At 68.9% G+C, this 19,604-nt stretch carries 14 protein-coding genes; 11 read left to right on the top strand and 3 right to left on the bottom strand.

Annotated elements, in window-relative coordinates; genetic code table 11:
- The first annotated feature begins 35 nt into the window (after window positions 1-35).
- Window positions 36-605, top strand: coding sequence for a TetR/AcrR family transcriptional regulator (locus tag NYZ98_RS22865; protein WP_262844910.1), 570 nt, complete (start codon window positions 36-38; stop codon window positions 603-605).
- 128 nt (window positions 606-733) lie between these two features.
- Here NYZ98_RS22865 and NYZ98_RS22860 read toward each other — a convergent pair whose 3' ends face one another.
- Entirely contained in the window at window positions 734-1,204 is a 471-nt protein-coding gene (locus tag NYZ98_RS22860; protein ID WP_262844909.1) for a pyridoxamine 5'-phosphate oxidase family protein, read from the bottom strand.
- Window positions 1,205-1,421: 217 nt separating this feature from the next.
- On the opposite strand from NYZ98_RS22860, the gene NYZ98_RS22855 reads away from it, so the two are divergent.
- Window positions 1,422-1,682, top strand: coding sequence for a LysR family transcriptional regulator (locus NYZ98_RS22855; RefSeq protein WP_316249595.1), 261 nt, complete (start codon window positions 1,422-1,424; stop codon window positions 1,680-1,682).
- A gap of 248 nt (window positions 1,683-1,930) precedes the next feature.
- On the top strand, window positions 1,931-2,161 hold the full coding sequence (locus NYZ98_RS22850; RefSeq protein WP_262844908.1) for a hypothetical protein: 231 nt from the start codon (window positions 1,931-1,933) through the stop codon (window positions 2,159-2,161).
- Between the two features lie 401 nt (window positions 2,162-2,562).
- Here NYZ98_RS22850 and NYZ98_RS22845 read toward each other — a convergent pair whose 3' ends face one another.
- A complete protein-coding gene (locus tag NYZ98_RS22845; protein WP_262844907.1) occupies window positions 2,563-3,564 on the bottom strand; it encodes a sensor histidine kinase in 1,002 nt (333 codons plus the stop codon).
- A gap of 30 nt (window positions 3,565-3,594) precedes the next feature.
- Between NYZ98_RS22845 and NYZ98_RS22840 the strand changes: the two genes are divergently transcribed.
- Entirely contained in the window at window positions 3,595-3,801 is a 207-nt protein-coding gene (locus NYZ98_RS22840) for a hypothetical protein (protein ID WP_262844906.1), read from the top strand.
- A gap of 234 nt (window positions 3,802-4,035) precedes the next feature.
- On the opposite strand, the gene NYZ98_RS22835 is transcribed toward NYZ98_RS22840, so the two are convergent.
- Window positions 4,036-4,662: a response regulator transcription factor gene (locus tag NYZ98_RS22835; protein ID WP_262844905.1), complete on the bottom strand. Its 627-nt coding sequence runs from the start codon at window positions 4,660-4,662 to the stop codon at window positions 4,036-4,038.
- An 80-nt stretch (window positions 4,663-4,742) separates the two neighbouring features.
- Here NYZ98_RS22835 and NYZ98_RS22830 point away from each other — a divergent pair, with 80 nt between their 5' ends.
- From NYZ98_RS22830 to NYZ98_RS22800, 7 genes are all read left to right on the top strand, one after another.
- A complete protein-coding gene (locus tag NYZ98_RS22830; RefSeq protein WP_262844904.1) occupies window positions 4,743-5,777 on the top strand; it encodes an iron ABC transporter substrate-binding protein in 1,035 nt (344 codons plus the stop codon).
- On the top strand, window positions 5,774-7,864 hold the full coding sequence (locus NYZ98_RS22825; RefSeq protein ID WP_262844903.1) for an ATP-binding cassette domain-containing protein: 2,091 nt from the start codon (window positions 5,774-5,776) through the stop codon (window positions 7,862-7,864). The genes NYZ98_RS22830 and NYZ98_RS22825 overlap by 4 nt, the downstream gene beginning before the upstream one ends.
- 1,333 nt (window positions 7,865-9,197) lie before the next feature.
- On the top strand, window positions 9,198-11,477 hold the full coding sequence (locus NYZ98_RS22820; protein ID WP_262844902.1) for a vWA domain-containing protein: 2,280 nt from the start codon (window positions 9,198-9,200) through the stop codon (window positions 11,475-11,477).
- A 23-nt stretch (window positions 11,478-11,500) separates the two neighbouring features.
- Window positions 11,501-14,629, top strand: coding sequence for a tubulin-like doman-containing protein (locus NYZ98_RS22815; protein WP_262844901.1), 3,129 nt, complete (start codon window positions 11,501-11,503; stop codon window positions 14,627-14,629).
- Complete coding sequence (locus tag NYZ98_RS22810) at window positions 14,626-16,773, top strand: hypothetical protein (protein ID WP_262844900.1); 2,148 nt, start codon at window positions 14,626-14,628, stop codon at window positions 16,771-16,773. Before NYZ98_RS22815 ends, NYZ98_RS22810 begins: the two co-directional genes overlap by 4 nt.
- Window positions 16,770-17,741: a serine/threonine-protein kinase gene (locus NYZ98_RS22805; RefSeq protein WP_262844899.1), complete on the top strand. Its 972-nt coding sequence runs from the start codon at window positions 16,770-16,772 to the stop codon at window positions 17,739-17,741. The genes NYZ98_RS22810 and NYZ98_RS22805 overlap by 4 nt, the downstream gene beginning before the upstream one ends.
- A complete protein-coding gene (locus tag NYZ98_RS22800; RefSeq protein ID WP_262844898.1) occupies window positions 17,732-19,567 on the top strand; it encodes a hypothetical protein in 1,836 nt (611 codons plus the stop codon). Before NYZ98_RS22805 ends, NYZ98_RS22800 begins: the two co-directional genes overlap by 10 nt.
- Window positions 19,568-19,604 lie beyond the last annotated feature (37 nt).

The following is a 19,604-nucleotide window of genomic DNA, read 5'->3' as shown; positions in this document are numbered from 1 at the left end:
CGGACCCCGCCACTTAGCAAATGTGAGGTGACGCCATGCCCGTCCAGCGGGCGGACGCCCGGCGCAACTACGCGCTCCTGCTCGCCGTGGCCGAGGAGGCGATCGCCGCGCACGGCGCCGACGCGTCCCTGGAGCAGATCGCGCGCACCGCGGGCGTCGGATCCGGCACCGTCCGCCGGCACTTCCCCACCCGCAGGGCACTACTGGAGGCCGTCTTCCGCGAGCGGGTCGAGACCCTGTGTGCCCACGCCCGCGACCTGACCGCCAGGCCCGACACCCGGGCCGCGCTGCTGGAATGGCTGACCGCCGTCACCGCCGACGCCGCCACCATCCGAGGGCTGGCCATCGCACTGACCCACGACCAGGCGGGCGACCCCGGCGCGCCGCCGGACACCTGCTGCTCTGCGCAGCTCACCGAGGCGGGCGCCCCACTGGCGCGCCGCGCTGCGGACGACGGCGCGCTGACCCCGGGCGTGACCATCGCCGACCTGCTCACCCTGATCACCGGCATCGCCCTGGCCACCGAACACCACCCGGACCCCGCCGCCGAAGCGACCCGGCTGCTCGGCCTGGCCGTGACGGGGGTCAGCCCGCACCAGGGCTGAGCGGCACGTCCTGTCCGGCGGCCTTCGTCACGGGGGAGTCGGCCTCGCGGCCGTGGTCGGGGGCCTCTACTGGGTGCGTGCGACGGGGAGGCGGCTCCTACTGGTCGCGTGCGACAGGGAGGCGGCTCCTACTGGTCGCGTGTGACGGGGAGGCGTCCGTCGGTGACGTTGTCGAAGCGGGAGTCCCTGCCCCCGATCAGGATGAAGTGCCGCCGCACGTCGGCGCGATAGACCAGCAGGGGGCCGGACGGCGCGAGGTTGTCGCCGGTGAGTTCCTTGCCTGGGGGGACGCGGGCGTTGAGCGTGTCCAGGGCCGTGAGGAGGTCGTCGGCGGGGCCGGCGGTCGCCTCCAGGTAGAGCGCCTCGGCGCCGCCTATGGGCGCGTGGGAGTCGAAGACCGTGATGGCCACGTCCGGGCGTTCGGCGATGTTACGGGAATGCCTGCTGTCCGGTGCCGACACCCAGAAGAGCCGGTCCTCGTCGAGGGCGGCGAAGAAGACGGGCGTGGCCCACGGCCGTCCCTGGCGGTCGGCGGTGGCGAGCACGAGGTAGCGGTTGTCGCCGAGCAGCCGGGGGACCGTTTCCCATAGGCCGGTCACCGGCTCCCATGGGCGAGGCGCCCGGTGATCGGGATCGTCCTGCCTGTCGTGAGACGTGCGACCGCGTGCCTGTCCGTCGTCCATCGGTCCCCCTTCGATGTCGGCTCGCCGGCAATCTGATCGCCGGCCCGCCGACACATCGTCCCGTTGACCGCAGGACCTCATCAATGACGAGATCCGGCACAATTGTTCAGCCACACTGAAGAATAGGGGAGCGGTGGAGCGTCAGGAAATCGAGGTGTTCCTCGTACTCGCCGAGGAACTGCATTTCGCGCGCACGGCCGAGCGTCTCCGAGTCTCGGCCGCGACGATCAGCCAGACCATCGCCAAACTGGAGCGCCTGTTCGGCGCCCCACTGTTCCACCGCACCACCCGCAGGGTCGAGCTGACCCCGCTCGGCCGCCAGCTCCTGGACGATCTGCGGCCCGCGCACGCAGGTCCAGGCCGCGATCGCACGGGCGACCGCAGCGGGGCATAGAAGGCGACGCCACGTTCGACTACGCCCCGGTCTGGCGCACCGACCGCCTCAGAGTCATCGCCGAGGCCTTCCTCCACCACCTCACACCGCCCATGTCCGACTGAGCGCATGGCCTTCCGCTTGTCAGACTCCCCGGCAGCGGGGGATGTAGGCAGGTCACCCTTGATCACGCAAGGAAGCGGGCGTGCCTGTCCTGGCGACGGCGCCGCCATGAGGTCGCCCTCGTCGGCCATGATGCGGCCCTGCCGGTGGAGCCCGGCGAGCCCGACGTGGACCCGGCCCTGCTGGCCGCCCTGCGGCGGCCCAAGCGCCAGCGAGAGGTGGTGGAGCTGCGGGTCTCCTCGACCTCGACACCGAGACCACCGCGAAGACCCTCGGGATCGCAAGTCAACATGCCACCGGCCGTGCACGTCCAGATGGCCGCTTTCTCCGTCGATTCCGACGCGGACGGCACCGTCACCGTGAAGCTCACCAAGTAGGAGTCGCTGAACCCGCCGACCATGCAACGCCCTCGCCCAGGCCAGCGTCCCCGCCCAGGTCATGATCAACAAGTGATGTTACCCAGCGGTGGCAGGGACGAGGAGGGCTTCGAGCGCGTCGTCGGCCAGGAGAAGGGGATGACGGGCTGCCGCGACTGGTCATCAGGCCCGGCGCGATGCCTGAGGGCACCAAGCTGCTCATCGGCATCCGCACGCACGGCTACCGACCGGACGACCCGAGCACGTTCGCCGCCATGATGAGCGTGGTCCGTGCCGACGCGCCCCTGACGTGCACGAGCGAGATCATCCGGGCGGGCCCGCGTGGCGACGACCCGACCAAGGAGACGTCACCGAACACTGATCGACCTCACACGGCCCGGTCATCAGGGGCCCGCGCCTGGTCAGTGGTGGGGATGCGCCGTGGCGCGGGGGACGGACACCGTCGCGGTGGTGCCCGCGCCCGGTGCGCTCACCATCGTGAGCCGCCCGCCGCCGTCGTCGACCACCCTGCGGACCAGTCGCAGGCCGACGTGCCCGGAGCCGGGGTCGTGACGGGGGTCGAATCCGGTTCCGTCGTCGGTGACGGTCAGCTCGATCATCGCCACGCCCCCCACGTCCTGCGCCGTGACACCGACGCGGATCGTGCGTGCCCGCGCGTGCCGGAACGCGTTGCGGAGCAGCTCGCCGGCCACCCGGTAGAGGACGAGCGCGGGCCCGCCGGGTACGTCCTCGATCGCGTCGATGTGGACGGCCGGCACGGTTCCGGAGTCCTCGCTGCGCCTGACGTGCGAGGCGAGGTCGGCGAGGCGGGCGCCGAGGTCCCGGCCGACCGGGTCCGCCGGCAGCAGTTCCGTCAGCAGCGCGCGCAGCTCCCGCAGGTCGGTGGCCAGGAGGTCCTGCGCGCGGCCGAGCAGGTCGGCGTCTGGAAGGTTCTGCGCGTGGCCGAGCAGGTCGGGGTCCGGAAGGTTCTGCGCGTGGCCGAGCGGGTCCGCGTCCGGGAGGTCCTGTGCGCGGCCGAGCGGGTCCGCGTCCGGCGTCACGGCGTGGGTTTCGCGCCGCCGGCCGCCGGTGAGCCGGGCCCGTTGCAGCAGCAGCCCGACCCCGGCGAGGTCGGGGATGACCCCGTCGTGCAGCCGCCGGGCCAGGTCGCGGCGGGTGAGTTCGGTGGCGGCCAGGCCGTAATCGCGGGCGGCACGCCCTTCGGCGCGCGTGCGTTCCATCCGGCGGGCCAGGGCCATCGAAAGCGGCGCGCTGGCGAGGGTGAGGAGCACCAGGCCGATCAGCGGCATCGGCAGCAGGACGAGGACCGCGCGCCTGGTCGTGCCGCCCTGGTCCTCCGGGAGGTAGAGCTCCAGCCGCATGTCGTCGCCGGCGGCGTCACGGAACCCCAGGAACACCTCCATCCTGGTCCCGGCGAGGCCGTTCTCGTAGCGGTGCTCGGCTCCACCGGCACGGTGCGGACGATCACCTGGCCGGCGGACATGCCCGTGGCGAGCCGCGAGTCGAGCCGGCCGGAAAGCCCCACGACGCGGGGCTCGTCGGAGAACACGACGGTGGCACGGTCACCGTCCACCCTGAACACCTTGACCCGCTGCACCGCACCGGACCTCAGGAACGGCGCGATGCGGTCGTACAAGTAGTCGCGATCCTGACCGCTGAGGCGTACGAAAGCTCTTCTCCGCCATCGGGGCGAGGACGATACCGGCGACCTGGCGCGCGGAGCTCTCCACCCGCCGGCGCGTGTCGTCGGCGGCGAACCGCCGCACGCCGAGGGCGGTCAGCGCGCACGTCACGGCCGCGACCACGGCGGCGACGACCAGGTGCCGGAGGAGCGAGCGCCACAGCACGCGGCGCCCCGTCGCTGAGGTCATGGGTCAGAATCCCGAGCCGACGGTGATGAGCCCGAGCCGATCGGCGGAGACGACCGCGTCGAGCTGGGTGTGCACGCCGAGCTTGGCCAGGACCGCCTTGATGTGATCGCGCGTGGTGTGCAGTGAGATCCCCAGGGCGAGGGCGATCCGGGTGGCGTCGTGGCCCTTGCCGAGTTCGCGCAGGACGTCGTACTCGCGATCGGTGAGCCGGATCCGGCCGCTCGCGCGACGGAGCCCGGGGTCGACCAGAGGGCGCGCGGCGTCGGCGGATCTGATCGCCGTCAGGATCCGGGTGATCGGAGCGTCCTTGCCCAGGAACGCCACCGCCCCCGCGGCGATCGCCCGCTCGGCCAGGTCCTCGCGGCAGTGCGCGGTGAGCACGATGACGCGCGCTTCGGGACGCAGGCGGCGCAGCCCGGCGATGACGGCGAGCCCGTCCATGTCGGGCAGTCGCAGGTCGACGACCGCGACGGCGAAGTCCACGGCCCCGGCCCCGGCCTTGGCGAGTCCGTCACGCCCGGTGTGCGCCGTGGCGACGCAGCGCAGGTCGGGTTCGAGGTCGAGGCACAACGCCAGGGAGTCGGTGAAGACGCGATGGTCGTCGACGAGGAGGACGGCAAGGTGCGGCACTCCCCCCATTTTAGGGAGGGACTCTAACTAAAGAAAGCCTAACCTTCCTAAAGGTACAGATCCGCTGAGAAGGAGTTCGCGTGCGCATCGTCAGACATATCCTCATCGCGTCCGCCTGCGCGGCCGCGATGGGCCTCACCGCCTGCGCTGCCGGCACGACGCCGGCCGCCGCGCCCGCCGCCGCGAAACCGGCCCTCGTGCTCTACAACGCCCAGCACGAGGAGGTCGGCCAGGCGTGGGCCGACGCCTCCACCGCCAAGACCGGCATCAAGGTGGAGGTACGCAACGGCAGCGACTTCGAGCTCGCCAACCAGATCGTCGCCGAGGGCGCGGCCTCACCCGCCGACGTGTTCATCACCGAGAACTCGCCCGCGATGGCGCTGATATCGAGCAAGGACCTGTTCGTGCCCGTCGAGGAGACGACCAGGGCGCAGGTCCCGGCGCAGTACTCCTCCAGCAAGGGCGACTGGGTCGGCGTCGCGGCCCGCTCGACGGTGTTCGTCTACAACGCCACCGAACTGAAGGACGCCGACCTGCCCAAGTCGATCATGGATCTGGCCAAGCCCGAGTGGAAGGACCGCTTCGCGATCTCCCCGAGCGGCGCCGACTTCCAGGCCATCGTCAGCGCCGTCTACGCCGTCAGGGGCGAGGCCGCCGGGGCAGAATGGCTGCGGGGCGTCAAGGCCAACGCCAAGGTGTACCGAGGCAACAGCACCATCATGAAGGCGGCGAACTCCGGCGAGGTCCCCGGCGGCGTCATCTACCACTACTACTGGTACGGCGACCAGGCTGACGGCGGCGCAGGGAGCGCCAACACCAAGCTCGAGTTCTTCGGCGGCAAGGACTCCGGCGCGTTCCTGAGCGTGTCCGGCGGAGGCGTGCTGAAGTCGAGCAAGCACCCGGCCGAGGCGCAGCGGTTCCTCGCCTACATGAGCGGCGCCGAGGGACAGAAACTTCTGGCCGACGGCAAGGCCCTGGAGTACACCGTCGGCGCCGGGGTCGCGGCGAACCCGAAGCTCAAGCCGCTCGCCGAGCTGGACGCCCCCTCCGTCGACCTCAACACGCTCAACGGCCCGAAGGTCATCGAGGAGATGCAGCGGGTCGGCCTGCTGTGAGCCGGGGTCTCCTGGCGGGTACCGGTCGCCGGTACCCGCCGCTCCAGTGGGTTCCCGCGATCGCCGTGGCGGCGCTCACCCTCCTTCCCGCCGGATACGTGGCCGCCGGCGTGCTCGCCGGCGGCGACGCCGCCCGCCTGCTCTGGCGGCCCCGCGTCGGCGAACTGCTCACCAACACCGCGCTGCTCGTCGCGCTGGGCACGGTGGCGTGCGCCGGGGTCGGCACCCTGGCCGCGTGGCTCGTCGAACGGACGACCCTTCCCGGGCGCCCGATATGGACCGCGCTGATGGTCGCGCCCCTGGCGGTGCCCGCGTTCGTGAACAGCTTCGGCTGGTACTCGCTGTCACCGTCGTTCGCCGGTCTGGGCGCCGCGGTGCTCGTCACCACGCTGTCCTACTTCCCGCTGGTCTACCTGCCGGTCGCGGCCACGCTGCGCGGCATCGACCCCGCGCTCGAAGAGCAGTCCCGGATTCTCGGCGACGACGCGTGGCGGACGTTCGGCCGGGTCGTCCTGCCGCAGGCGCGTCCGGCGATCTCCGGCGGCGCCCTGCTGGTGGCGTGCACCTGCTGGCCGAGTTCGGCGCCCTGCAGGCCCTGCGCTTCGACACGTTCACCACCGCGATCTACGACCAGTACCAGTCCACCTTCGACGGAACCTCGGCCACGGCCCTCGCCGGCGTGGTCGTCCTGGCCTGCCTGCTGGTCCTCGGTGGCGACCACCACACTGGCCTTCCCGGTGGCCTGGCTGTCGGTCCGCCGCCCCGGGCGCCTGAGCCGCGTCGTCGAGCGCAGCACCTACCTGGGCAACTCACTGCCCGGCATCGTCGTCGCGCTCGCGCTGATCACCCTCACCGTGCGCCACCTGCCCTCGCTCTACCAGACGACGGCCATGCTGATCGCCGTGTACGCCGTGCTGTTCATGCCGCGCGCCATGGTGAGCCTGCGCGCCGCGCTGCGGCAGACGCCGCCGGAACTGGACGACGTCGCCCGCTCCCTGGGGGTAGGGCCCCTCGCGGTCACCCTGCGGGTCACCCTTCCCCTGATCGGGCGCGGTGCCGCCGCCGGGGCCGCGCTGGTGTTCCTCGCGGTGGCCACCGAGCTGACGTCGACCCTCCTGCTGGCGCCCATCGGCACCCGCACGCTCGCGACCCTGATCGGACGCTCGGGCTGCGGCAAGTCGACCTTCCTGAGGATCGTCGCCGGACTCGACCGGCCAGGCGCGGGGACGGTGGCCGTCGCCGGTCGGACCCTGACGTCCCCGGAGGCCATGGTGGCCCCCCAGCGCCGCCGCATCGGCTACGTGACCCAGGAGGGGAACCTGTTCCCGCACCTCACCGTGGCCGCCAACGTCACCTTCGGCCTGCCGCGCCGCCTGCGTCGCGACGAGCGCGTCATCGCCGAGCTGCTCGAACTCGTCGCGCTCGACCGCCGGTACGGACGGCGCTACCCGCACGAGCTGTCGGGAGGCGAACAGCAGCGCGTCGCCCTGGCCCGGGCCCTCGCACCCCGGCCCGACCTCGTCCTGCTCGACGAGCCGTTCTCCGCCCTGGACGCGGAGCTGCGGGCCGGCACCCGGCGCGCGGTCACGGCGGCGCTCGCGGCGACCCGGACCACCACCGTGCTGGTCACCCACGACCAGGCCGAGGCGTTGTCGCTCGCCGGGCAGGTGGCCGTGCTGCGTGACGGCGTGATCGCGCAGGCGGGTCCCCCCGTGGAGATCTACCGCCACCCGGCCGACCGCGACGTCGCCGCGTTCGTGGGGGAGCTGACCGAGATTCCCGCGCTCCTGGACGGCGGCACGGCCGAGACGGCGCTCGGCCGCGTCGACCTCACGCGACCGGCCCACGGCCCGGGCGCCGTGTTCGTCCGGCCCGAGCAGATCGTGATCACCGACCCCACGCCCGGTCACGCCCGGGCGACCGCGCTGGACGTCGACTTCCGCGGCCATGACGGCCTCGTCCGCCTGCGGATCGACACCCACGACGGCCTCACCGTCACCGCCCGCTGCGCCGGCCGGTCCCTGCCCTCCCCGGGACAGACCGTCGGCCTCCACCTGACGGGCACCGCCGTCGCCCACACGACCTGACCGAGCACGCCTTGGGGAGATGTAAGCGGCTTCTGCTACACCAGGCAGTCAACTGGCACCTCGCCGAACGCCGACACGAGGCGTTCAACCGGGGGCTGCTCGTCCCCGGTCCCCGTGAGAACCCCTAATGCCGGTCCGTCAGAGCGCCTCGCTCTCAGCCTCAAATAGACAAGAGACGGATCATTCTGGACGCACCTCAAGCACGGCAGATCTGCCTGTCAGCGATCTGGGCGTGCAACTGGTCTGCCAGCCACAAGAGTACAAGTGCTTGTCCCTCAAACCGCACTCATTCGAGGACGGTTGGTGTCTGAGGGGCGACCCGGACCGCTCCCTACTTGCCAAGCTTGAGCACTGATCGCTGGCTGAATGTCAAGTGAACCTTTCACCGCAGGCTAGCCAAACCTGAAGGCTGGCTGGTGGGCACGGGTGATGATCTCCAAGAGCATCCCCGCGTACGGGGCCGAACGGATCGGGTCGGCAACAGTGCTGTCGATCGAAGCGTCCGTGCGGATGCGGGGCGGAATGCAGGCGAGCCATGGGGCGTCTCGGGAGGGTGGAGAACTTCCGCGGACAGGCAGATTTAGCGACCGTGTACGTGATCCACACGATCTTAGGAGCATTCCCCCTTAAGGGCCGACCTGCCCGCCCTGGCGGTGGAGCTGGTAATCGCCGGAGCACCCCTGCGGGTCGGGGTTGACCAAGACGCGCTCTGCGAGTACCGGCGCCAGTGGAATGTCCCTGCGGGGCCATTTTTGCCACCTTTTGTCCCCACTTCACTCTTTCCTGGCGGTCGCGCATGTGTGAGCCCTAAGTCGGGATCTAAGGTAAGCCACCGTTGATCGGTGCTTGCATATACCAAATACGACAAATCCCACTATTACTCTTTGTGTGCCCGGGGTTGGATAGCCTCACCGCGAATAAAGTCGCTGGTCGTGGGCCGCTCGGACCATGAAGACCACTCAAGATCGCTTGCTCCGACGAAGCGCTGCGGATCTATGTGGATCGTTCACTTATCCGCACCACTGCGGGTTGGCCTCCCCTCGCATGCAGGAGCATGCACAAGCAACGCCTTCCTCTCATATAGGCACGATCACCCATTCCAGACATTCCTCACAAAAACATCACACTTCCGATTTTTGGTCACAGTGACGTAACTGTTCGTTCCAGCGGCCGCGGAAATCGACAACCGTGACAACGCAATGCGAGCGGGCGCGTCCCATCTGGGGGACGAAAGATTCATGAATCACTATCGCTATTCCATTGTTGGGGCGCGTCGGGAGGCAAAAAACGTATGAGAACGAGCGTGCGACGGGGGGTCGGGAGGGTTTCACGTGTGGTCGTCGCCCTGGCGTTGACCATTCCCGTATCCCTCCCTGTCCGGTCGGCAACCGCCGACCTAATTCCTGAGACGATTCCGCTGGACATGGTGGTTGCCGTCGACGAGTCCGGCAGCCTTAGCGCCGCCGACGTGTCCCGGGAGGTGGAAGCCTCCACCACGATCGCGCGGAGCGTGCTGAACCCTCTCAGCCGGGTCACGGTGCTCGGCTTCGGCAGCAACAACGGCGCCGCCGGGCAGCGCGCGGTGGACGAGATCTGCCGCCCCACCGTAGCCGACAGCGACGTCAGCCTGCAGTACCTGTCCACGTGTGTGAAGGGTCTGCACTTGCGCACCAAGGCGGAGGGCAACGACACCGACCACGTCGCCGTTCTGGCCCAGGCACTGTCCACAATGCGCGACGGCTCGCCGCGGCGGGCACTCAAAGTGATCTTCCTGCTCACGGATGGCCGGCTGGACGTGCCGTTCAGTCCCTCCTATGGGAGCGGCCTCGGCACGGACCCGCGCGTGCGGGAGCGCCGCAACGAGGCCGCAGAACAGCAACTCACCACTCTCATCGGCCAAGCGCAGCAGGCGGGGGTGCAGATTTGGCCGCTCGGCTTCGGCGCTGCGGTCACCCAGGACAGCCTCGACCGATTCGCCATCGGCGGTTCACGCGAGGGCTGCGACGAACGCGGTGATTCCCAGCCCAAGGCACGGGTCGTCCGTGACGCTCGTGACGTCACCCGATCTTTGTACGAGGCGTACGCCGCGGCCACCTGCTCCGGTCTTAGCCGGACCGACTCTGGAACGCTGAAAAGCGGTCAATCCCGGGATCTGACGATCGACATCCCGGTCATCGCCACCGACGGGACCATCACCGTCAGCAAGAGCGACCCCCGCGTGCTTGCCCAATTCATCGACCCCAACGGGCGGGTGGTCCCTGGCAGTGGCCAATTCGGTGACTCCTCCTTCGCCCGGAGCGGCGAGAACACCGCCACCGAAGCGTTACGCATCGTCAACCCGGTGAATGGCACCTGGACGGTAAGACTGAAGGCCCCCGAGCGGCTCGCCGACCAGCTCGTGAGCGCGACGGCACTGTGGCAGGGCGCGGTGCAGGCGGCGATCGTGCCGGAACCGCCTTTCGCCCGTACCGGGCAGAATGTCAGGGTTTGGCTTTCGCTCATCACGCGTAAGGGCGCGATCACCGACGAAGAGGCTCTGCGCGGCTTAGCCTTCTCCGTCACCGCGGCCGGCGGCGGCCTGCTTGGCCAGCAGAGCATCCAGCTCAGAGATGACGGCGAAACGCCGGACGACCGGGCCAACGACGGCCGCTACGCGGGTACGTTCCAAGCCCCGCAGACAGCGGGTGACATTACCCTCACCGGGGTAGTGGCCGGCACCGGCATCAGGGCGGAACGGGTGCCGATCACCGTCAAGGTCGGAGCACCCGAGACCGTGACGCAGGGACGCGTCGAGTTTTTCACCGACGGCACCGTCAGGCGCGGCACCACCATTCGAGGCCGGCTGACTATGCGCAACGCCACGTCCAGCGCCAGGCGCGTCAGGCTGCAGCTCGACGGCGACACGGCTGCGGATGTGGCGCCCGCCGCTGGGTTCGAACTACCGCCCGGAGACTCGGTAAAGGACTTCGTCGTGCGATTCGGTGCGAACGCGGCACTGGGCGGCGCGACCCTGACCGTGCGTCTGGTAGACGAGCGCGACCAGTCGGCGGTCTACGCATCCGGGCTGCTCACAGTCGCGGTCGCACCCCCCGAGACGTTCTGGGACAGATACCGCGGCCAACTCGCCGCTGCGGCCGTGGCCCTCCTTCTACTCGCACTGACCCTCTGGCAGTGGCGCCTGGCATGGAAGAGACGGGTCCACGTCAAGGGCTTGCACGCGGCACTGAGCAAGGAAGGAGTTCAGGTCGGCGGCGAGCTGCCGGCCCCGACGAAATGGTCGCCTGAGTTCCGGTTCACGATCCGCGACGCGAACGGCTACGACACCCGGCTCGTGACGTTCCGATCAGGGGCCGGCGAACCCTGCTACTCGGTGCGCCGTGACAAGGACGTCGGCGTCCTGTTGCGTACCCCGGACGGGGATCGTCATCGCCTCGCGTTCGGCGCGGAGAGCGAGCTCCTGCCGAGCGGTCACCGCCTTGTCTTCCGCGACAACCGCAGGCGGCGTGCCCTCTGGCCGCGTGACCGGCGACGGTCCGCTCCCAGGCCCGGTACCGAACGTCCGCAGGAAGAGCGCCAGAAAACCGTACCCGACTACGACGACCCCTGGGCCTGAGGCCAACACGGAGGCGTAAGCATATGAAGCTCTATCAACCAGTCCTTTTCGTGGGCCTCGGCGGTACCGGGTGCGCGATTGGCGCCGAGCTGGAGCGCAGGCTCCGCGAGGAGATTTGCGGACCTGACGGGAGCCTGTTCCAGCGCAAGCGCGAGGACGCGATGCGCTACCAACTTCCTGCGTGTTTGCAGTTCATGTATGCCGATGTCAATCAGGCCGAGCTGGACCGGATGCCGCTAAATGTGGTACCCGGAGCCCAGCACGTGCGCGCCGCGCAGCTGACCGCCCACTACGTGCGCGACCTGGTGCCGCAGGTGCAGTCTTATCCCCAGGTTGCGGTCAACTTGCGTCTGGCGGCCGGTCCGGCTGTTCAGCGATGGCTGCCACCGAGCGATGGGGAACCTCAGGTGCTGCCTCTCTACAAGGGCGCGGGCCAGATGCCGACCGTCGGCCGATCAGCACTTTTCGAGACGTTTCGGTCCGGCATCGGCCCCGCGATCCGGGACCTGGACAAGGCGATCGGCAATCTTTCCGGCAACCAGGCGGCCACCGACCTGTACAAGCTGGCGGACACGGGCAGCGTGATCAACCCGCGTGTGGTCGATGTCTTCATGGCATTCTCCATCGCGGGAGGCACCGGAGCCGGCATCTTCTACGACTACTTCCATCTGATCAGCAGGCAGTTCCAGAACACCGACCTGCAGCTCAAGATCTACCCGCTGGTGCTCATGCCGTCCGCGTTCGAGGAGGGCCAGGGTGGGGGCAGGGCCGCAGAGCTCAATGCCGGGCGTGCGCTGTTGGACCTGTTCCAGCTCGTGGACCGGCAGAACAGTCCCACAGCCGTACGGCACCTGTCCGGCCTGGAGGGCGGACCGGTGGACCCCGAAGAGGTCGCAGTCCGATATCCGGTGGAGGGCCGCATCGCCATGCGCCCGGGCATCGTTCAGACCGCCTTTCTGTTCTCCAGGCCGACTGGCGCGCGGCCAAGTGACCTGCGCCGCTCCGTGGTCTCACTGATCATGTCGCTCGTGGGCACCGAGCTGACCCATAACGCCGGCAACGACGGCGAACAGCACCAGTCCTTCGCTGACAGCTTCATCAACTCCGCGGTTCACCGGCAGATCCCGGCGGAGAACGGCATAGGGAACCGCGGGGTGTCCACGGCTCTGGTCACCTCGCTGACGACGCCGGTGGAAGAGCTGGCGGACGTCGTGGCCAGCCGTCTGATACGCGTCGGCATCGAGGAACTGCGCGAGCCCGACCCTGTGAACGAGTCCAGCCGCAAGCTGATCGAGGAGTTCTTCACGCTCTCCGGCATCGGCCGGCTTTTCACCCGTCAACAGGTGGAGTTCAACGAACCGGAACCTGCTACCGGGGCCCGCGAGGTGTCCGCGACGCTGTCTGACCGCATGGCGTTGATGAGGGCGAGCCTCGCAGCTCTGCGCAGCGACCTGGACCAGGCCATTCCCGCCATGGTCTCCCAGTTTGACCCGGGCGGCGCGGTGAGCACCATGCTTTCCCGAACGGACCCTTTCCGTGTCCGCCGCGTGGTCTTCGGTCACAACTCATTGAAAGACCCGTCCGACCAGCAGGGCGCCGCTGGCCTGATGGAGCGGCGGATGGAATCTCCTCCGCCGCCGGAGGGCGTACAGGAGACGCCGCCCTCCTTGCCGGCACTGCGAGACCGCCTTGGCGTGTTCAGGGTGCGGTGGACAGACGAGGACCCCACGAATGCCCGCCATGAGCAGGACGCCTGGTATCGCTGGCGTAACCGGGTGCTGTGGACCGAGCCGTGGTCCTCCCTGCGTTCGCGCTGGGCACGTTCTCTAGCTGTGGTTGAGGATCATCTCCGCGCGCTCAACACGGCGCTCAGCAACGTGGCCAAGCAGGAGCCTGACCGGTTCCGGGAACGCTCCGGTTACCTGTACCGGCCCAGAGACGGTGTCGCATTTCACCTGCCTCCTGGAACCTTGGAGCAGTTCTACCGCCGGACGGTCACCCATATCAGGGAACGCTTACAGCTCCAGCCCTCGGCGGACGAGGCCGACGTGCTCCTTCGCCTGATAGGCGAGGACGGCTGGCGTGAAATCTACCGTCAATCGATGGAGAGCAGCGCGGAACGCGCCGTGAACGAGTTGCGCCAGCGGATCAAGACCGAGGTCAAGTCCTACCTACAGGAGGAGATCCAGGGGCGGTCGACGCTGCTGCCCAAACTGCGCGATCTACTCGACCAGGCCGCCGGGCTGAACACCGACCGGCCGAAGTTCGACGATGTGGAGCTGAACGAGTTCAGCAGCAGGCTCACCGGTCTGATTCCTGCCAACTTCACCCCTCAGGGCTCCGGGCCATTGAAGGTTCTGGTCTCCTACCCGGGAGGCGAGAACCAGGCCATCGCCACTTACCTCCGCAAGTCGCTGCAACTGCCTATCGGCCGCGACATCGCCTTCGAGTTCAGCAACACGACCGCCGAGTCCATCTCGGTCGTGCTGTTCCGGTCCTCGATGGGAATCACCGACGTGCAGGAGGTCCGTGACGTCCTGCGCTTATGGGCGGACGCGGTACACCGGCCACGCCAGGAGGACTTCCTGCCCTGGCGTCAGCGCACCGGCTACGACTTCGGTTACCTGGCCACCCGGGAGGAGCACCGGGTGCGCATTCTGCACCGGCTGCTATGCACAATGTGGAATGGGTACGTCGAGGTGTTGGGCGACCCGTCCTCGCCGTCCCAGGCGAAGGTCACGCTGAGCGAGGTCTTCATGACCCTGGACCTCAAGGCGCTTGAGGACGCGTCCTCCTGGGGCAGCCTCCTTCAGGCGTACGAACTCTGGACCCTGGCCGACAATGACCAGGCCGAACGGGTCTTCTGCACCAAACTCATGGAGGCGGTCCCGCATCGGCTGGAGGAAGGGGGTGGCCCGCCCTCGAAGCTGTTCGAACTGGTCGTCGGCATGGCCCAGGCCCAGGTCGCCACCATCGACGACATGCTGCCGCACATCAGCCAGGGTAGCCGGGCGCGCGCGACGATGCTGCGCAGGTTCTGGCACGAGACGCTGCCGGCGGCCATGGAGGTCAAGTTCCAGGGGTCCGTCCCACGCGAGAACCTCCGCCTGCTTTACGAGTCGTATCGGCGCCGGACGGGGGTGGTGTCATGAGCGGCCGAGTCGTCCGGCTCGACCTGCGTGGGACCACCGGCGAAGAGGCCCTGGACCAGACGTGGACGCTGCTGTCGGACCAGCGGCAGGCCGACCTCACGCTGCTGCTGCTGGTCGACGATGTGACCGCGCTGAAGCCGCATCAGCGGGCGTACGAGGCACTCGTCTCCTCGCGTTACACCGATGAGTTGCTGTGCGTGGCCGTGGGCCCGATCGGGGGAAACCCGCAGCGGCTGGAAGTGCCGGGCAGCCTGGCTCAGGCGGCGGGGATCCTGTGGGTTCCCGACCTGTGGGGCATCGACTGGCGGCTCGCTGCCGCGGCGCCGGCCCTCCGGAGGCAGCGGGGTCAGAACGGCGAGGGTGCACTGGCCCACCTGCTCGACACGCTTTCTCACGAGGGCATCTTCCGCCGGACATGTGAACTGGTGCAGAGGTCACCTGGCCTGATGACCAATCCCGGTCTCCGGCTGGCGGGGATCGACGGAGGGCAGGGGGACTTCGCCCAGGCGTTCGTCTCGGCGGCGGCACAGCGTCTCACGACAGCGGCGGGCAGGGCCCCTGACCTCCCGGTACCCCAGAGCCGTCGACCCGCCGCTCAGGGGGTCCGGCTGCGCGAGAGCAGTCCGCTGGCGAACGCCGTGGAACAGGCCAGGTCCGCCCTGGCCGAGGCGTCCGCGGCCGCGGATGAACTAGGCGAGACCACGTCGCTGTTCGCCGCGACCTCCGCGGCCGGGGCGGTCACCGCCGAGGCCGGCCAGAGCCTCGACGAGTTGCGGCATCGGCTGGAGGACCTGTTCTCGGTAGTGCACGCCAGCACGGGTCTCAGCTCCGAACAGCACGAGGTGATCGAGAGGGCCGGCGTGGTGCTGCCGGACATGGAGGAGTTCGATCCGACGCTCACCCGTGGCTCCATCGAGAAATACATCGACCAGGGGCTGAGCGCTGGAACCTCCCTGCGGACACTCGTCGAGGGCTTGGACCGGCTGCAGGAACGTCTCATGCCCCGCGGCGGCAAGACGCGCATTCCCGAACTGCACCAAGCCTGTCCGGAGGCGCTGTCGGCGCGGTTGCGCCTGCCCGACGCGATGGTCGGCCCTCAACCGTGGATGCCCGTCATCGGGCTGGCCGCTTCGGCGATGGCGGCTCTCACCCCGTTTGGGCCGGCCAGTGGGCTGATGATGGCCTCACTATGGACGCTGCTGGTCGCGCTCACCGTGGTGCGCGGACCGGGCGGTCGTCTCGCCCGCCATGCCGCGGCGCTGGCATGCAACGCCGTCGCCGGAGTGGTGGGGACGACGGCTGCCTGGCTCGGCGTCATCGAGCCGCTGCCTTCGGTCGCGTGGGCACTGCTGCTCATCGCCGCGCTGGTCCTGGCAGTTTGGGGCTCGCTTGTCTCCTGGCGCGCCAGGACCGCCCGATGGGCGGCGGAGCGCGGGCTCGACACGGCGGAGAAGGCGGTCGACGAGCTGCTCGCCCTCGTCGCCAAGGCCGTCCAAGACTGGACGAGAGCGGGAGCCTCGATCGCCGCCGCCGACGCGGTCGCCAGGATGAGCGCCGCGCTCGACCGGGTGGCGGACGCGCTCGACGATCAAATGCAGCGGCTGGGCGAAGGCCGGGCGCTCCCCCGCACACGCGACCGATTTGTGGAACGCTACCTCGCCGATCTGGTACGCGTGGCGATGGCTCCCCGATTACGAACGCTGGCCTCGGGCTCAATCGCCGAGCACGGGGAGAAAGCGAGGCGGGACACCGCCGAGCTGGTCACTGCGTGGGAGGAGCACGCCGCTGAGCACGGCCTGTACAGCCGGCCCCCGTTCGGGAAGGAGCTGGTCGTCGAGTCGATAGACACGCCCGGTGAGGAGTTGCCCGAGCTGGTAACGGCGGCCGCGGCCGACCCGCATGACGCCATGTGGCAGCTCTGCTCGGCCGATGATCTGCCCCTGCTGGACCTCAGTGCGGCGCCATCCGGAGTGGTGCGATTCGCGCCCGAGCGTGGCCGCGGCGCCCTGGAGGACCTGCTCCCAGCAGGGACCGTCTGGACCTCCTCAGGAAGGCATGCCGGCACCCTCCGCTTGGTACCCGTGCGCCCTGGTGTCGCTTACCAGAGCTGGACGGCGGAACCGGAGCAGGAGGCTACGCGATGACGACGCAGCCCGGTCAGAGACTCGTCTTCCTGGACGTTCGCGGCGTCCAGGAAGAGGCGACCGTGACGGCCGTCGGCGAGGATCCTCTTCCGGTCGGCTCGCACCTCCGGTCCCGGAGTCTCACGCTCGAGTACGTGGACGGCACGCCGAACGAGGTTCTCCACCTCAGCCCGGAACTGGGACGAAGCGCGGGCTATGACGCGTTGGACAACGAAATCCTGGCCGGGTTGCGTTTGTCGCGGCTGTGCGGGTCTTACCCCTATCCCTCCTGCGTGTCCCGGCTTCTGGGCTATGAGGCGCACGGTGAGCATCCGTTCGCACTGCTCGCGCCGTACAGGGGGGAACCAGTGGGCAGCACCGGTGGGCGCATTCTCCCCACCGAGAAATCGGCGTTCCAGCGCAGCCTGCTGGCCGGTGTCCGGTGGGTCAGCGCGGCCGGGATCGCGCATCGCGCTCTCTCTCCCTTCAACGTCCACTGGGACGGCATGAGCGCGCAGATCACCGGTTTCAGCGACGCCACCATCGCCGGAGCCCCGCGAGCCGTGGTAGGCGTACCCCCCTGGCAAGCGCCTGAGCAGCGGCCCGGACAGGTGAACGGCGCGGTGACCGACAAGGACGACGTATGGGCGGCGGGACGGCTCATCTACTACGTGTCCACAGGGCGCGATTTGGTCCGCGGCGATCAGGTGTGCGACGAGCCGGACCTGGCTCATCTGCTGGGCGGAATCTTCGGTCCCATAGGGGAGCGCCCGTCGGTCCGCGAGCTGCTCGACAGGCTTAACCTGGCCGATCCAGTGCCCCGCCTCGCCGTCCCGGACACGGACCTACGCCAGTGGCGGGCGGAGTTTCTCCGGTTACGGGCATGCAAGCACCCCCACACGGTGGACCGGGACAAGCCATCAGCGCCTTCTGGGACTACGCCGAAGCCATCCGAGCCGCCCAGGAGAAGGAGGCGGTTGTGGCGGTGACGACCGTCCTGCATCAGGCGAGCTACTCCTGGCAGCGGACGAGATCGGGAACGGCCTTCGGCCCCGTCCGCTCGACCCTGGCGGCCCCAGAGCTCCAACGCGTCCACCGGCGGATCGAGCACTGGTTGCGCACGAGCCCATCCGGCTCACCCGGCCTCAGCCACTTCTACGGAAACTTCGACCGGGACGCCGTATTCGTCCGGCGGGTACAGCCGCGCGGAGGGCGCAGCGCGATCTCTCATCTGCTCGTGGGCCCGTCCGCGCTGCTCACTCCGCGACTCGCGCTGGAGCTGCGGGACTGGCAATGGCTTCCCACGCAGGGGGAGCATCTGGCACCGCTCGAGATACGCGCACTGGATCAGTATCGGGTGAGCCTGGACGCTGAGGCGCATTCTCCCGAGGCGCTGGCGCGGCTCACGCCGTTGCTGTCGCACGTGCTCGCGACGGGCGAAGGGGTGGTCGAGCTTCCGCCGTCCGACTACGCGTACTCGCTGCTCTGGGGGCTGCAGGCGATCCTCGACGGCTTGGCCTTCGACCTGTCGCGGCGTACGCGATGGAAGCTCACCTTCGAGACCTACGACGACCGTCCCGCGCTGCCCAGCGGATCCGGCGTCTTCGTCCGCTTCCGAACGGGGGCCAAAGAACCGGCTTCGCATCCGGTCTACGCGTCCGTCGCCGACCAATTGGTCGCCACGTATACCCATAGGTCCGCTGCCGTCCGCGCCGGAGCTGATCCGGACCCACACCCTTCCGGAGCGCATATGCCCTCTCCTGTACCGGTACGCCCATCGCCGGCTTCCGTAACCAGCAAACTGATCACCTGTCCGATCTGCGCCTCGACCGTCGACTGGGCCGACCCCGCCCTCTACCGGTACGACCCGCTCATGGGGAGCTACGCGGAGCTGACGATCCCGGCCACGGCCAGCGACACCCAGCGGGCGCAGATGATGCGCACGGCCTTCGTCCGCTGCGTGGACCCCGAGGAACCCGGATCCGCGCACTACCTGCCACTGGCTTATGGACAGTACGGCGCGCCGGCTGTGTACGGGTTCATCGGCGCGACAAAGTCGGGGAAGACCCACCTGCTCACCGCCATGATCGGACAGATGGAGAAGCACGGCCTGGGCTTCGGCTTGCGTCACCGGCCGCTGACCCTCGCCGGTCACAAGAGTTTGATCGATGAGCAGGTAAGTCCGTTCCTCAACAAGTCTCAGGTGATCGAACAGACCCGGCTCGGCACGGTCGGCCTGGTGGACGTGTTGCTGATCCGCGACGGTGAGGGCGAGGCCCGCCCGATCGCCTTGTTCGACGTGGCCGGCGGCGACCTGCTGGAGATCGAGGCCGCCCGGAAGTTCCTGGACGTAGTGGACGGTCTCATTTTCGTGGTCAACGCCGCCGAGCTCGGCCAGGACGAGCTCGGCGACCGAACCTTCAACACTGTGCTGGAACTGCTCGAGGGATCGGGCCGGTTGGCGGAGGTCAGTGCGGCGGTCGTGCTCTGCAAGGCCGACCTACTGCGCTTCGATGATCCGGTCACGCTGTGGATGCGGCAGGAGGACCGGGTGCTCGACGCCCAAGCATCACTCAACGAGAGCGCCGACGTCTACGCCTACCTGCGGGCAAGGGACGCCGACGCGTGGACGCGGCCGTACCGCGAAGGCCGCAAGGCAACCCTGCATGTCGCCTCGGCGACCGGGTCCGACATCGTCGTGGACAAGACGTTCGTCCGAGGGGTACGGCCCTGCCGGGTGCTCAATCCGCTGATCTCCCTCATGGCGATGACCGGCGTCCTCACTTCCCCCGAAGCTAGGAAGATCGGTATCTGATGGGATCAACGCCGGTACAGCAAATCGAGTTCCGCTG

This window comes from Sphaerisporangium corydalis (assembly GCF_025506355.1).
Lineage (GTDB): Bacteria > Actinomycetota > Actinomycetes > Streptosporangiales > Streptosporangiaceae > Sphaerisporangium > Sphaerisporangium corydalis.
The sequence above is the reverse complement of the archived record's forward strand: the minus strand, read 5'-3'. Positions and strand labels throughout refer to the sequence as shown.